This window comes from Oscillatoria sp. FACHB-1407, from assembly GCF_014697545.1.
Taxonomy (GTDB): Bacteria; Cyanobacteriota; Cyanobacteriia; order Elainellales; family Elainellaceae; genus FACHB-1407.
Window position 1 is genome coordinate 1 of the sequence record NZ_JACJSA010000007.1, and the last position, 14,658, is coordinate 14,658.

Here is a 14,658-nt window from a genome sequence, read left to right on the forward strand (position 1 = left end):
GGAAGTAATGCACGAGCGCAACGCTCACAACTTCCCCCTCGATTTGGCTGCTGGTGAAGCTGCTCCTGTTGCTTTGACTGCTCCTCAAATCAATGGTTAATTCTTTAGCTTGATTGATTTGTAGAAAGGCGTTCCTTCGGGAACGCCTTTTTGATTGATATAGCAATCGCCACTTCATTTAGGTCAAGGGGATCTGGGTTCGCGCCCCCAACCAGGGGTTCTACCCCTGCACCCTGTCCTAGCCCAAGTCCCTAAGGCAATAACATAGCTTCGGTCAGAAAGCTCAAGATAAAAATGGCTCAAACACTTATTCTGAGAAGGCTTCCTGACTCGCCTCCGCCACATCGAATATGGCTAAGGCTATAAGCTCATACTCTGAGATTGCTCAAGAGAGTGTTGCAAAATTAACCGAAATTCAGCGATCCCCATTGTGGGATCGCTTTTTTGCTGCTAATCTCTGAGTTTGTTTCAAATTTGTTTCAATTTCAACTTGATTTAAGGTTTGGTTTTTTACAGAGGTTAATTGCCTTCTTAGAGGGTTACTCGACTACAAACAGTTTTTATTAGTGCAATTTACCTGAGTTTATCCATTCCGTGTGTTCATGAGTCGTTTCCAGAAGCGTTACACCATTCTGATTGCTTGCACCGGCAAAGCACCAATTACCCTCTCATTTCAACCGCTCGTTGTTTTGACGGCGATCGCCGTTGCGGTGGCTATCCCATCCATTTCAGTTTTTCGGGTTGTTAACTCCTATGCTCAAGAAAACTCGCATCTGACTGAGCGAAATGATGCTTTAACGCAGGAAGCCTCGGACATTTTAGAGCGCGTCGAGGGGCTAGAAGCGGAGATTGATACTCTCCAAGAGCGAGCAGGAATGGAGGAGGCAACCAACTCCAGCGCAGTTCGACCGGAAGGGGGCATTGGCACCCCCGTTGATGCCGAAATTTTGTTGGCCGTTGCCAAAGCCAAACTACCGCGATTGCAGTCGGATTTGCGAGGAGAGGTACAACCTGCTCTGGAGCAAACCTTAGATCGGGAAGAAGCTCGTCCAGTTGGCATTCCATTGAAAGGACAGGCAGAGATTTCATCGGAATTTGGGGTGCGTCGCAACCCCTTTGGACGAAGAAGCTATGAGTTTCACAGTGGCTTAGATTTTAAGGGTGCGATTGGAACCCCCATTCACGTTACTGCTCCAGGGGTGGTGATCAAAGCAGAGTGGAATGGTGGGTATGGTTATCATGTCGTTGTAGACCATGGTTACGGTTATCAAACGTTGTATGCACACCTGTCTAGAATGGCTGTTACGCAGGGAACACTCTTAGAGCGCGATCGCGTTGTAGGCTTTCTAGGCAATACAGGGCGTTCTAGCGGACCACATCTCCACTATGGTGTTTATCGCAATGGACATGCGGTCGATCCAAAGGCTTATCTGAACTAAATCCATTTTGATTGATAAGGACAAACGTCATGTTTGGGCGAAAGCAAACCACTTCGTTGACCTATCTCAGTGCCACCAGTGAATTTCAAGGCACCCTCAATGTCGAAGGTAATCTGCGTGTGGATGGCATTATTCACGGAACGGTTGAAGTGCGTGGGGATATGGAGATTTCCCAGTCTGGACTAGTAGAGGGTCCAGAGTTGCGGGCACGCAATTTAGTGGTGCATGGGGTTGTTAAAGCAAGAGTGATTGCCGAAGGTCGGTTGACCCTATCTCGGAGTGCCCGCTTGGAAGGAGATGTGACGGCTAACTCGCTAGATATCGAAGCTGGAGCCTTTTATGTTGGGTACATCTCAACCAATGATTCTAAAACCTTACCGGGCACAGGGCGATTGCCAGAGCTAATGGGTGGAGATAAGGAATAGGAAGAAAGAAAAAAGAAGAGAGAAGAGGGAAAAAGGAAGGCTAGGGAGAAAGGAGGAGGTTAATTGTCAACTGTCAATTGTTAATAGGCTTTAGCCCTCGGCTGTTAACGATTGACCATTGACCACTGACGATTGACCATTGACCACTGACGATTGACCATTGACCACTGACGATTGACCACTGTTAATAGGTTTTAGCCCTCGGCTGTTAACGATTGACCATTGACCACTGACGATTGACGATTGACCACTGTTAATAGGCTTTAGCCCTCGGCTGTTAACGATTGACCACTGACCACTGACGATTGACTACTGACCAATGCCCCTAATGTAAACCAATCAATCTTTTAAGAGAATTCCAAAGGCGAGAGAGAAACGTTTGAATGGGACTAGAAGGCGATCGCGGTTTGAGTTTTTGACGAATAAAGATAGAACTATTGAGGGGAGGCAGCAGTCCAGCGATCGCGGAGATTTCGTATAAGGTATATTCACCGCTCTTACCTGGAATCTCGACCTGCCATTGCTGTTTGACCGACACCAGATCTTTAACCTGGGCGTAGGTTTCCTCGGAAATCAATAGGGTTGTCCCCAAGGTTTTGTTAGCTGCTTCAATTCGACTGGCAAAGTTGACCGCATCTCCGATCGCGGTCATCCGTTGGCTCTGGAGGGAAGCTCCAACTGCACCAATCACAACGTTGCCGTAATGAATGCCAATCCCGATTCTTAACTGCCGATGATAGAGGCTATCAAGGTAAGCGTTGAGGCGTTGCATGGCTTTTTGCATTTCGACCCCTGCCATAACGGCTCTTTCGGCGGCGCGATCGCTACTATCCACCCCAAACAACGCCATCAACCCGTCACCCATGTAGTTATTGATGATGCCACCGTATCGCTCAATTACTCGTCCCATGCGCTTAAAGTATCGATTCAGCACGTAAATCACGTCATAGGCGGGCAAGGCTTCAGAAAAGGTAGTGAATCCGCGCAGATCAGCGAACAGAACGGCGAGTTGTTTTTCTTCACCGATGGAAGTTAGTTTTGTCTTACTGTTGACCTGCTGGTCAATCATTTCAATATCTTCGACATCGAGAGCTAAACGGCGTACAGTGACTCTGCCTTCGCCACAAACCTGAGTTTGACAGGCTAAGCGAATGCGGGAGTCAAACTGTAACCGTTTGGCGAGGGATTCTTCTGCATCATTGCGAGGGGCGCAGTGTTCGAGCCCCTCCAAAACCCAAACTCGGCAGGTCGAGCAACGAGCACTGCCACCGCAGACATGGGTGTGAGGGATGCCCGCACAGAGTGATGATTCCAGAATGGTTTCTGTCTCAGCAACCTGAACCAGTTGTTCGTCCGGTAAGTAGTAGATGTCCGGCATGGGGGATCACGATGGAGGTAATAGGGTTAAATGCAGGGCTGATGGCGGGTGAGCAACGAAAAACGACAGAACGAAGATATGTGGATTCATCTTTCATCCTTATATCTAGATCAGCATCTCTTGAAGGTTGTCATCCGGAAATTAGCAATCACCGCCGTAGAGTGCTAAATTCGGGTAGGTGAACTCAACTGTGGGCAATGTCTAAGATTGTTGTTTTTAAAGAAGAATCCCGGCAGGCACTGGAACGCGGTGTCAATGCCCTGGCTGATGCGGTGCGGATTACACTCGGACCCAAGGGGCGCAACGTTGTGCTCGAAGCCAAATATGGTGCTCCTCAAATTGTGAATGATGGCATTACGATCGCCAAAGAAATTGAGTTAGAAGATCCCCTGGAAAATACAGGGGCTCAACTCATCCGCGAAGTTGCCTCAAAAACAAAGGATTTGGCTGGGGATGGTACTACCACCGCAACGGTATTGGCTCAGGCGATGATCCGCGAAGGATTAAAAAATGTCGCCGCCGGGACGAATCCGGTGAATCTGCGACGTGGCATCGACAAGACGATCGCCAAACTCGTCGAAGGGATTCAGTCAATCGCGAAACCGATCGAAGGCAATGCGATCGCCCAGGTGGCAACCGTCTCAGCCGGCAGCGACGAAGAAATTGGAGCCATGATCGCGGAGGCAATGGATAAAGTCGGTCGCGATGGAGTTATTACGGTTGAAGAATCTAAATCCCTGGCGACAGATTTAGAAGTGGTTGAAGGAATGCAGTTTGACCGGGGTTACATCTCGCCCTATTTCGTCACCGATACCGACCGCATGATCTGCGACCTGGAAAACGTGCGGATTTTGTTGACCGACAAAAAAATTAGCAATATTGCCGACCTCGTTCCCACGTTGGAAAAAATTGCTCGTGCGGGGCAGCCATTGCTAATTATTGCGGAAGATATCGAAGGCGAAGCACTGGCGACTCTCGTAGTGAACCGTTTGCGCGGTGTACTGAATGTAGTTGCGGTTAAAGCACCCAGTTTTGGTGAACGTCGCAAAGCCGTTCTGCAAGATATTGCTGTCTTGACTGGAGGACAACTGATTTCTGAAGAAATTGGGCTTAGCCTCGACATGGTGAGTTTGGAGATGCTGGGGGTCGCCCGCAAAATCACCATCACCAAAGACGACACCACGATTGTGGCGGATGCCCCTGATAAAGTGGCATTAGAAAAGCGGGTCGCTCAGATTCGCCAGGAATTAGCCCGGACTGACTCCGACTACGACACGGAAAAGCTGCAAGAACGCTTGGCAAAGCTGACAGGTGGCGTTGCCGTGATCAAAGTAGGAGCCGCAACCGAAACTGAGCTAAAAGATCGCAAACTGCGAATTGAAGATGCTCTGAATGCGACCAAAGCTGCTGTTGAGGAGGGCATTGTTCCTGGCGGTGGCACAACGCTGATTCACCTGGGACAACAACTGAAAGACTTCAAAGCCGGACTCACAACCGAAGAGCAAATTGGTGCAGATATTGTCATCAGAGCGTTAGAAGCTCCGCTGCGTCAAATTGCTGAAAACGCTGGTGTTGAAGGTTCAGTTGTGGTTGAGAAAGTGCGGGATCTGGAGTTTAATGTGGGCTTCAACGCATTGAACAACCAATACGAAGACCTGATTGTTGCAGGGATTATCGACCCTGCTAAGGTAGTTCGTTCAGCGTTGCAGGATGCTGGCTCGGTTGCCGCTATGGTGCTCACCACTGAGGTATTGGTGGTTGAAAAACCTGAACCTAAACCCGCTGGTGGTGCGCCTGACATGGGTGGCATGGGCGGCATGGGCGGTATGGGTGGTATGGGCATGGGCGGTATGGGTATGGGTGGCATGGGTATGGGTGGAATGATGTAATCTCCTACCCGTCCTCATTCCCATTTCCGTCAGAGGGGCAAAGCACTCGGCAGCAAGATTGCAGTTAATTGCAAGGTTGTTGTCAGTATGCTTTGCTCAGTTTCCCCAGTCCGCCGAGACGGACTACGACAGGGTGAGGAACTATCTTTACGAATAGGACTTATGCCCTTGAAGCCTAAAACTTTGATCTCCCCCCGCCCCTCTCAAAAAGGGAATTTCTAGAATCCCCAATTCTAAGTACTGTGATTCACAGATAGGGTTTGGAAATAAAATCAGGGGGGTGTAGGGGCTTCGCCCCCAGTCAGGGGTTCCACCCCTGCACCCCAAATTCCCACCCTTTATTGACGACGAGTTGTACTCAGGATCGTGAATTAAATAACCTGAAAAACGGCACCCCCATGTACGGGCGCGGCATTCGGCAGAGGGTTCTGAAACGATGGCAAGGGCTTTTGACCGAATGCTACGCCCCTACGCCAGGAATTACACCTTAATCAATTCGCGATCCTAAGGGAGTTTGGGGATCTAACTGCGTAAGTCATGACGAAGTAGAAAAAGGGACTAAACTGCTGCAACCCGATTTACCTGACTCGTGAATTCTAAATGCCCACAAGGTTTACACAAAGCCATAGGATTTCAGCCTATTAGTGCTTCAATTCCCCAGAAATCACCGTTAATATGGCAGATCATTCCCAGTACCCCTTAACCCATGACGACTGCCAAAATTCTCGCCTTTGCCGGAAGTGCCCGTAAAGATTCCCTCAATAAGAAACTAGTAAAAATTGCGGCTGAAGGAGCCAGAGCCGCTGGTGCAGAAGTCACCTCTCTAGACTTTCGTGACCTGCCCTTGCCACTCTATGATGAGGATTTGGAGGCGGCTGAAGGCTTACCAGAGAACGCTCTCAAACTCAAAGCGTTGATGAAAGAACATCATGGGTTTCTGATTGCTTGCCCAGAATATAACAGTTCAATCACTCCATTGCTCAAGAATGCGATTGATTGGGCATCGCGTCGTGAACCGGACGAACCCTGGTTGGCGTGCTTTCAAGGAAAGGTTGCAGTGCTGATGAGTGCTTCTCCAGGTGGGTTAGGCGGGTTGCGAGGGTTGGTTCACGTCCGTTCCATTCTGGGCAATATTGGTGTTATCGTGCTGCCAGATCAGAAGGCGATCGGTAATGCGGGTCAAGCCTTTGATGAAAACGGTAATTTGCAGGATGAATCACAACAGACTGAGGTTTTGCAACTGGGCAGCAAACTTGCATCGATAACCGCCAAATTAATTTGAGCGGTGAAATGTGGGAGAATCTGTACGAATATTTGCAGTTGAGTATGCGGGCAGTATAGCCCTGTGATTCGTAATGGTTTCTCCCACTGAATTACTGTGGGCTTTAATCGGCTTAATCCTGACGATTGGTGGCACCTTTTTGGAGGCGTTTATCACCAATCCACCCTGGAGTTGGGGTAATCAGGGACTCCAGGCACAGTCTCTGGGCGTCACTTACCAGATTGGGGCAGTCTTGCTGGTGGGGTGTATGGGTGGCAAAACGGCAGCTGCCATTGCCCAAGTAGCCTACCTGCTGTTAGGGTTAACCTGGTTTAATGTGTTTACCCAGGGGGGTGGAGTTGATTACATTCATCGCCCCAGCTTCGGTTATCTGTTGGGGTTTATTCCCGGTGCCTGGGTCTGTGGTATGGTCGCCTTTCGAGTGCCCCCTCGTTTGGAGTCACTGGCTTTTAGTTGCCTGTGTGGGTTGCTGTCGGTTCATCTGGTCGGGATTGTTTACCTCGTGCTGGGCTATAACGGGGGGTGGCTTAACGCTCCTAATCTGACGCTATGGCAAGCGATCGCCACTTATTCTTTGAACCCGTTGCCAGGACAGTTGGCGATCGCCTGTGCCGTCACAGTTATTTCCTTCGCCCTGCGCCATCTCATGTTCTACTAGATCCAGAGTTGTGCCAATTTTCTACGCTCACCCCTTGTCATGCCTTTTAAGAACCGTGCCTTTTGGATTTTTGCCCTGATTGGGTTAGCTCTGGATCAGGTGACAAAATATTGGATTGTTCAAAGTTTTGAGTTGGGGCAGAGTGTTCCCCTGTGGGAGGGGGTGTTTCACCTGACGTTTGTCACTAATAAGGGAGCCGCCTTTAGCTTGTTTAGCGGGGGCGTATGGTGGTTGCGCTGGCTCTCATTAATCGTCAGTCTGGCGTTGATGGCACTGGCTGTCTTCGGACCCAAAATGGCGAAGTGGGAGGAAGCGGGGTATGGCTTTATTTTATCGGGCGCATTGGGGAATGGACTCGATCGCTTTCTGGCAGGAGAAGTTGTTGATTTCCTGGACTTTCGTCTGATTCGCTTTCCTGTTTTTAATCTGGCAGATGTCTTTATTAATGTCGGCATCATCTGCCTGCTGATCTCCTTATTTGTCACGCCCAAACGACCCAACGGCAATGGCGAAGAATCGATCTCTTGATCAGACAATGATTGTTCTGAACTAAGCTTATGTCATAATCTTTAACAGATATTTTAATATTCCTGGTTCCAACTCCCAGACACCCTACCATGAGCACCGAAGTTGTTGATTTTAAGAGCCTCGATCGCCACGAGTGCAGTGCTTGCGGTTATCTTTATGAACCCATCAAAGGCGATAGCGGCAGTAATGTCGCTCCTGGCACTGACTTTGCTGACTTACCCAGCAGTTGGCGGTGCCCTGTCTGTGGCGCACGCAAAGCACAATTTCAGAACGTTGGTCCTGTGGGTAACCCCTCTGGGTTTAAGGAAAATCTGAAATATGGGCTTGGAGTCAATACGCTCACCCCAGGTCAGAAGAATATTTTGATTTTTGGTGGTTTGGCATTGGGAGTTTTATTCTTCCTGAGTCTCTATGGGCTGCGATGACGGTAGTCTCATAACCTTTTTGTCATTAATTTCAAGTAAACAAAAAAGCATCAATGTCTCCAATTCTGAAATCGTTGAAACAAATCGTTATAGTTATGGTCGCCCTCGTCCTGTGTACAGGGTGTGCTCGTGGCTTTTTGCCATCCCTCGACTATAACCCTTGGGAATTGGTGTCATTACCCACAGATGTAACTCTCTCTGATATCGCCTTTACGGGCGATCGCAACCATGGTTGGCTGGTCGGCAAGGATTCTACTTTGCTGGAAACTTTTGACGGGGGGAAATCCTGGGAGCTTCGCAGACTCGACTTAGAGGATGAGTTGCCCTACACCTTTACCTCCGTTAGCTTCAGCGGTGAAGAGGGGTGGGTCGCGGGACAGCCCAGTATTCTGTTGCATACGCTTGATGGAGGTCAGTCGTGGTCGCGGGTGCCCCTGAGCGAGCAGTTACCCGGTTCTCCGAGCACGGTTGTGGCTCTTGCCCCTAAAAAAGCTGAGATGACCACCAACATTGGAGCTATTTATCAAACGGCTGATGGTGGAAAGACTTGGCAGGCATTGGTGCAAGAAGCGGTCGGTGTAGTGCGGACGATCGCGCGATCGCCTAAAGGTGGCTACGTAGCAGTTTCTTCGCGTGGAAACTTTTACTCCACCTGGCTCCCAGGGCAAGCCGCATGGGAGCAGCACAACCGTACCAGTTCTCGACGGCTTCAGAGCATGGGGTTTAGCCCAGATGGAGATCTATGGCTGTTGGCACGAGGTGGTAGTTTACAGTTAAGTGCTCCTGGCAGCTTAGACCAATGGCAGGATTCTGTTACACCGGAGTTTGCGACCAGTTGGGGACTACTCGATCTGGCATATCGGACCCCTAATGAAATCTGGGTTGCGGGTGGCAGTGCAAACTTGCTCCGCAGCGAGGATGGTGGTCAGACCTGGCAGAAAGATAAGGCAGTAGAAGACGTTCCCTCTAACTTCTACAAAGTCGTATTTATTTCTCCAGAACAAGGATTTGTGTTGGGTCAAGGCGGAACGTTGTTGAGATATCAACCTTCAGAGAAGGTTGCCTTTGACTCCGAAACGGTCGATAGCTAATAGCTGTTGACTCCATTGAAAGGAGTGGTTGTTAATAGTTCGTAAGTGGATAATAGTCACTATTGATTTAGTTAACTCGTTCTGCTTGTGACTGTTTCACCACTCTCGTATGATAGATAACGAGATGATTACTGTTTTGATTGGGAGGAATCATAATGGCTGGCACCACTGGTGAGCGTCCATTTTCAGACATTGTTACTAGTATTCGTTATTGGGTGATTCACAGCATCACAATTCCCGCTTTATTTATCGCCGGATGGCTTTTTGTCAGCACTGGATTGGCGTATGACGTGTTTGGCACTCCTCGACCCAATGAGTACTACTCTCAAGAGCGTCAAGAAGTTCCCATTGTGAGCGATCGCTTTGAGGGTAAACAGCAAATTGATGATTTTTTGACGCAGATTAAATAACGTTATTTGGTAACAACAAGTTATGACGAGCAACACCCCAAATCAACCGATTTCCTACCCTATTTTTACCGTCCGTTGGTTGGCGGTTCATACCCTTGCCGTTCCCACCATCTTTTTCCTGGGAGCGATCGCTGCAATGCAGTTCATTCAACGATAGGAGCAGTCCCGTGGCACTAGAAAGAAGTCCAAACCCCAATAAGCAACCTGTAGAGCTTAACCGCACTTCTCTATATCTTGGTTTGCTGTTGGTTTTCGTTCTCGGAATTCTATTTTCCAGCTATTTCTTCAACTAGCTGAAACTGAATGTTCTATCAATAGCAATGATGTTTTGATAGAACTGATTTCTGTTATCTAAACACTCAATTACGCGATCGCGTAAATTGAGATTGTAGGTTCAAGCAGTCATCTCTTCAAGTCGTTAGGAGCTAAACTATCATGTCTGAGAGCGGCAGAATTCCTCTGTGGATTGTGGGCTTGGTCGCAGGGTTAGGAGTCATTACAGTTGTGGGTCTCTTTTTCTACGGTGCCTACGCAGGTCTTGGGTCCTCTATTTAAGGTTGGCTTAGGTTAGCAATTCACTGAAAAATGCTTCGTTGAAACGCATTTCATATCACATAAAAGGTTGACTATTGGATACAGTAGTCAACCTTTTTAAGTATTTCTGACCTGTCGAGTCAGCCCACAAAGGACATCGTCTTAACAGGTTTGACTGCGACTCTATAGCAGTACCCGCCTGGGTAAAGTACGGGGTGTAGTGGTGGAACTCCTACACAGGAGGCACTGCCCCCTGCATCCTCTGTACTGAGTCAACTTGCCCACTGCTGTCTATCAGGAATACACATAAAAGTTTTGGTGTGTCATCCCTAACCCAGTGGGTAGCTTGGCAATTTGCACCTGGGCTGCTCCTCCAATGCCATCGCGATCAAAATACAGTGCTCCACTGGACTTGTTGTAGATAAAGCGCACCGCTTCGCCGTTACCGCTAGGCTTGTTGTCTTGAGCACTTGATTCGATACGGAATTGATTGGCTTTGAGGATTCCTGGGGTTAATCCACCTCCAAAGCCATTCTTAGCAATCCGAATCACATCATCAGTGACGACAAAATCCTGGATCATGTCGATGCCGCTCACCGGATTCGCGAAGGAAAAGCCATCCTTTCCTGCACCACCCGTTAAAGTATCGTGACCCATACCACCGCCCAAAAGGTCATTCCCCTGACCACCCTCTAGGAGATCGTCACCTGGGTTACCATAAACGGAGTCATTTCCCTGACTGCCGACCACGATATCGTTTCCCCCTGCCCCCTCCAGTAAATCGTTACCTAGACCACCATCCAATTGATCGTTGCCCAGTCTGCCGTTTATTTGGTCACGCCCGTCCAACCCTAAAAGGAGATTGTCATAATCGTTTCCTAAAATAAAATTGTTGAGGGTGTTGCCTTTGCCGTTGGAGGCACCTGCCGACTGAATATACAAATTCTCGATGTTACTGGGCAGGGTGTAGTGATCGATGTAAGAGTTGACGCTATCAATCCCTCCATTAGGTGACTGTTCAATAACGGCATCTCCTACGCTATCGACTGAGTAGGTATCGTTTCCAAAACCACCGTCCATGCGATCATTGCCTGCACCACCGACGAGTGAATCGTTACCCTCCATGCCAATAAGTTTGTCATCGCCAGCTCCACCCAACAGAAAATCATTGCCTAAAGCCCCTAAGACATTATCATTGCCATCACCTGCAACAACGTAATCATCTCCGTCGCCTGCATCAATATCATCGTCACCTCCATTGGCAAAGATCTCATCATTCCCGCCTTTAGCGAGGATAGTGTCTGATTCGATTCCACCAATCAAGAGATCTTTACCATCGGTGCCTGTGATGTAAGCCATATCAATTCTCCTTGTGTCTTGGTTGAAGTTGTTTTTTGAGAAAGCGAAGACATGAAAATTGCTGTAAAAGTGCTGTAGCAATTGTCGAGACAGTTAATACAACGTCAGTTCGGTTTAAGAGCCTGGCGAATGAATTCGCGGCTATCAACGCGAAGTCCGCCGACACGGACTCCGGTTGAATTGGGGTCAGATGAGTAGGGGCGATCGTCTATAACCCAAGTATTGGTTACGCTAACTCCACCTACAAATTATTCAGTGCAGTGATGGAGGTGCTGGTTGAATGCTGAGAAGCGGTTTGTTGCACCAGGTTTGCTATCACTTCTGCGGCTAATCGTCCCGTCTGAGCAGCACCATTCATATAACCGTAGAATTCATCGCTGAGATGTTCGCCAGCAAACACGAGATTGCCAATATGCACATCTACTCTTTCCTCTGGGTTTTCTGATTCGATGTACAGGAACTCGCTAAACTTCAGATATTGCCCTGGTTTAAAGTTGGTGTAGCCACCACCAATATCAAGATCATTCGCCCATCCAGTACGAACGAAGTGCCCCATTTGAGCGGTTGCAGTTCCCGGTAGTTGCCTATCCAAGCGTGACAGGAATTGTTGCCCCAGCACTAATACAGGCAGGTCAGGTCGAACTTCTCGGCTGCCCATAAAGAAGGTAAGAACCCCATTTTGTTGCTCCGGTTGGCGTTGAGTGTCTTCCCATAGTTGAGCAAATCCTAGATCCGTCCAGGCATCAACAGTGAAGCCAGTCGCTTGTCTCCAAGGGCGATCGCGGAATCCAGCAAATAATTTTTCATTGCGTCCCAAATCGACCTCCTGAATAAACTGCCGTAGCCCGTCTGGTAACGGCGTTTGTAGGTCAACCCGTCGCAACGCTGGGAATGGAATTGCCAGAATTATATAATCTGCATTGACCACCAGAGGATTACCCTGTCTTGACTCCCTTGGCTCTAACGTCAGTTGGAATCCTTCGTTGCGTGATTGAATACGTCGTAAGCACAAACCTGTACGAATTTGTCCAGACAAGGCATTGCTTAAGGACTCGATTAACTTGCCGCTGCCCTCTTTAAAGCAAAACGTTTCATCACTGCTTAACGGTTCAACGGCATCTTGATTTACGGTTGGCAAATTGAAGAGCAACTGTAAAACTGAAGCCTCTTCAGGCTCTACACCATACTCTGTGCGAATTCCAGACTCAATTAGTGTTCGGACAAACGGAGCAAGAATTTTGTCCTGATGTTGGTTCAAGTAATCGGTGACGGACAGGACATCAAACAGTTCAACGTAGGTATCAAAATCCTCCTCAAGCAGAGCAGCATCTGAGCCAATTTGTGCGGCTAACGGACTTAATTTCTCTGCCATCTCGGCTTCAGGAATCAAACGACCTTCGTAATAAAAGGCGGTTTCTGTTACTTGGGAGGTGTCTGCGTGCTCAAATCGGTTGAATAATTCCAAACCGAATTCTTCAGCAAGTGCCAGAATGTCTTCGTGATCCGTATTTACGAAACTACCACCGAAATCATTCACTAATTCGCGATCGATCAAACTTCCTGACTGAATCCGACCGCCCACATTAGATTTCGCTTCATAAACGGTTGCCCTCAACCCCAACTTTTTGAGTTGATAGGCTGCATTCAACCCGGCAATGCCACCCCCGATGATGGCAATCGTGGGATGAGTAGAACCCAGAGCAGGTCGCCAGTTGGGCAAATCAGTCAAGGTTGCGATCGCCGCTCCTCCAGCCAAAGTAGAATATCTCAGGAACCGTCGTCGTGACCATGATTTTTTTCGAGATGTAGAAGATGATGTGACTCGTCGTTGAAGAGATTGTGAATTAGCTGATTTTAGTAGGTGAATCAGCGTTTTGAACAAGGGTGAATGTGCCATGATTGCTTCTTGAGAAAAAAGAAAGAGTTGAAAATTACAAGCTTGAGTAGAAAGATCTAAGTTCGGTGCTGACAGTAGAGAGACTTGTCTAAATGATCTTTAAATCAACCGAAAACACCTCTTTTAGAGCTATAAACAGGCGATCGCCTTGCCGTTATAGTGCTCTCAATGGTGGTTCAAATGGGATAACGCAGCGAACCCAGAACGATAGGTTATTTCATTCACATCTCTATGACATAAAAGGCTCGATGGGTCATATCTAACCCTTTTGATAGCTTGGCAATCTGAATTTGGGCTAATCCACCGATGCCATCGCTGTCAAAATACAGTGTTCCAGTGGACTTGTTGTAAATGAAGCGATCGCTACTATCCTTGGCACTTGATCCGATATGAAACTGATTCGCTTTGAGAGTTCCTAGCGTTAACCCACCCCCAAATCCAATTCTTGCTATTCTGATGTTGTCATCAACAAGATTAAAATCTTTGATCGTGTCGCCCTCATTTGTTGGCGTGCCAAAGTAAAAGGAGTCTTTGCCTGAACCACCTGTGAGGGTATCACGCCCCGAATTACCCAGCAGAAAGTCGTTTCCTGTGCCACCATTCACGATATCGTCGCCTGCACTGCCATTTAACTCATCGCGCCCTGAGCCACCCTCCAGGCTATCGTTACCGTCCCAACCCTCTAAAAAATCATTCCCTGAACCACCAACTAGCCGATCGTCGCCCGAATCACCAGCAATTGAATCGTTGCTCGAACCGCCGTTTAGTGTATCGTTGCCTTGATGACCACGGATAGAATCTCTGCCCTCTAGACCAAAAAGAACATTGTCGAATTCGTTTCCAGCGATTCGATTGTCAAGCTTGTTGCCCGTGCCCTTTAAAGTGCGGCGATCGCTTAACAAGATTAGTCCTTCTACGTTGTTGGTTAGAGTGTAATTGTCAACAGAAGAGGAGACTTGATCATAACCCTCCGCTGCCCGTTCAATTACGGTATCTTGCAGGCTATCAACAACGTAAGAATCGTCTCCAAGTCCGCCTTCCATGATGTCATTGCCCGTTTCTCCATCTAAGACATCATTACCCTCATTGCCCAAAAGGTGATCATCTCCCGTGGCACCATACACCTGATCATTGCCTAAACCTCCTACAGTGTAATCATTTCCATCTCCTGCATAAGCGAAGTCGTTACCCTCCCCAGCATCAATGGTATCGTCGCCTTCCTTGCCGAAAACGGAGTCATTTCCGCCATAAGTAAAGATGGTGTCAATCTCTGCTGTGCCGAGTAGGAAGTCATCAGTATTGGTGCCATTAATATTCATATTTCCTGATAATTTTCTGTGTTC

17 protein-coding genes are annotated in these 14,658 nt (G+C 48.2%); 13 read left to right on the forward strand and 4 right to left on the reverse strand.

Annotated elements, in window-relative coordinates; genetic code table 11:
- From H6G89_RS34430 to H6G89_RS12975, 3 genes are all read left to right on the forward strand, one after another.
- A partial coding sequence (locus H6G89_RS34430; RefSeq protein ID WP_441339448.1) for a photosystem II protein D1 occupies positions 1-100 on the forward strand: 100 nt, incomplete at its 5' end.
- A 502-nt stretch (positions 101-602) separates the two neighbouring features.
- A complete protein-coding gene (locus tag H6G89_RS12970; RefSeq protein WP_190506824.1) occupies positions 603-1,439 on the forward strand; it encodes a M23 family metallopeptidase in 837 nt (278 codons plus the stop codon).
- Positions 1,440-1,468: 29 nt separating this feature from the next.
- Positions 1,469-1,864, forward strand: coding sequence for a bactofilin family protein (locus H6G89_RS12975; RefSeq protein ID WP_190506826.1), 396 nt, complete (start codon positions 1,469-1,471; stop codon positions 1,862-1,864).
- 325 nt (positions 1,865-2,189) lie between these two features.
- Here H6G89_RS12975 and H6G89_RS12980 read toward each other — a convergent pair whose 3' ends face one another.
- Positions 2,190-3,242, reverse strand: a complete 1,053-nt coding sequence (locus tag H6G89_RS12980) for an adenylate/guanylate cyclase domain-containing protein (RefSeq protein ID WP_190506827.1) — start codon at positions 3,240-3,242, stop codon at positions 2,190-2,192.
- Between the two features lie 197 nt (positions 3,243-3,439).
- On the opposite strand from H6G89_RS12980, the gene groL reads away from it, so the two are divergent.
- The 10 genes from groL to H6G89_RS13030 all read left to right on the forward strand — a co-directional run bounded on the left by groL (position 3,440) and on the right by H6G89_RS13030 (position 10,080).
- The gene (groL, locus tag H6G89_RS12985) at positions 3,440-5,131 is read left to right on the forward strand and encodes a chaperonin GroEL (protein WP_190506829.1); all 1,692 of its coding nucleotides are present in this window, start codon (positions 3,440-3,442) and stop codon (positions 5,129-5,131) included.
- A gap of 706 nt (positions 5,132-5,837) precedes the next feature.
- Entirely contained in the window at positions 5,838-6,413 is a 576-nt protein-coding gene (locus tag H6G89_RS12990; RefSeq protein ID WP_190506831.1) for an NADPH-dependent FMN reductase, read from the forward strand.
- 73 nt (positions 6,414-6,486) lie between these two features.
- On the forward strand, positions 6,487-7,071 hold the full coding sequence (locus H6G89_RS12995) for a biotin transporter BioY (RefSeq protein ID WP_190506833.1): 585 nt from the start codon (positions 6,487-6,489) through the stop codon (positions 7,069-7,071).
- A gap of 39 nt (positions 7,072-7,110) precedes the next feature.
- On the forward strand, positions 7,111-7,599 hold the full coding sequence (gene lspA / locus H6G89_RS13000; protein ID WP_190506835.1) for a signal peptidase II: 489 nt from the start codon (positions 7,111-7,113) through the stop codon (positions 7,597-7,599).
- An 89-nt stretch (positions 7,600-7,688) separates the two neighbouring features.
- A complete protein-coding gene (locus H6G89_RS13005; RefSeq protein ID WP_190506836.1) occupies positions 7,689-8,024 on the forward strand; it encodes a rubredoxin in 336 nt (111 codons plus the stop codon).
- A gap of 53 nt (positions 8,025-8,077) precedes the next feature.
- Positions 8,078-9,115 carry a photosynthesis system II assembly factor Ycf48 gene (locus tag H6G89_RS13010; RefSeq protein WP_190506837.1) on the forward strand — a complete coding sequence of 346 codons (1,038 nt, stop codon included), beginning with the start codon at positions 8,078-8,080 and terminating at the stop codon, positions 9,113-9,115.
- A gap of 155 nt (positions 9,116-9,270) precedes the next feature.
- The gene (gene psbE, locus H6G89_RS13015; protein ID WP_190506839.1) at positions 9,271-9,525 is read left to right on the forward strand and encodes a cytochrome b559 subunit alpha; all 255 of its coding nucleotides are present in this window, start codon (positions 9,271-9,273) and stop codon (positions 9,523-9,525) included.
- A 22-nt stretch (positions 9,526-9,547) separates the two neighbouring features.
- Positions 9,548-9,682, forward strand: a complete 135-nt coding sequence (gene psbF, locus H6G89_RS13020) for a cytochrome b559 subunit beta (RefSeq protein ID WP_190506841.1) — start codon at positions 9,548-9,550, stop codon at positions 9,680-9,682.
- Positions 9,683-9,692: 10 nt separating this feature from the next.
- A complete protein-coding gene (locus H6G89_RS13025; protein ID WP_190506843.1) occupies positions 9,693-9,818 on the forward strand; it encodes a photosystem II reaction center protein L in 126 nt (41 codons plus the stop codon).
- Positions 9,819-9,960: 142 nt separating this feature from the next.
- Positions 9,961-10,080: a photosystem II reaction center protein J gene (locus tag H6G89_RS13030; RefSeq protein WP_190506845.1), complete on the forward strand. Its 120-nt coding sequence runs from the start codon at positions 9,961-9,963 to the stop codon at positions 10,078-10,080.
- A 273-nt stretch (positions 10,081-10,353) separates the two neighbouring features.
- On the opposite strand, the gene H6G89_RS13035 is transcribed toward H6G89_RS13030, so the two are convergent.
- The 3 genes from H6G89_RS13035 to H6G89_RS13045 all read right to left on the reverse strand — a co-directional run bounded on the left by H6G89_RS13035 (position 10,354) and on the right by H6G89_RS13045 (position 14,634).
- Positions 10,354-11,418 carry a calcium-binding protein gene (locus H6G89_RS13035; protein WP_190506847.1) on the reverse strand — a complete coding sequence of 355 codons (1,065 nt, stop codon included), beginning with the start codon at positions 11,416-11,418 and terminating at the stop codon, positions 10,354-10,356.
- Positions 11,419-11,659: 241 nt separating this feature from the next.
- Positions 11,660-13,315, reverse strand: coding sequence for a flavin monoamine oxidase family protein (locus tag H6G89_RS13040; protein WP_190506849.1), 1,656 nt, complete (start codon positions 13,313-13,315; stop codon positions 11,660-11,662).
- 221 nt (positions 13,316-13,536) lie between these two features.
- Complete coding sequence (locus tag H6G89_RS13045) at positions 13,537-14,634, reverse strand: calcium-binding protein (RefSeq protein WP_190506851.1); 1,098 nt, start codon at positions 14,632-14,634, stop codon at positions 13,537-13,539.
- Positions 14,635-14,658 lie beyond the last annotated feature (24 nt).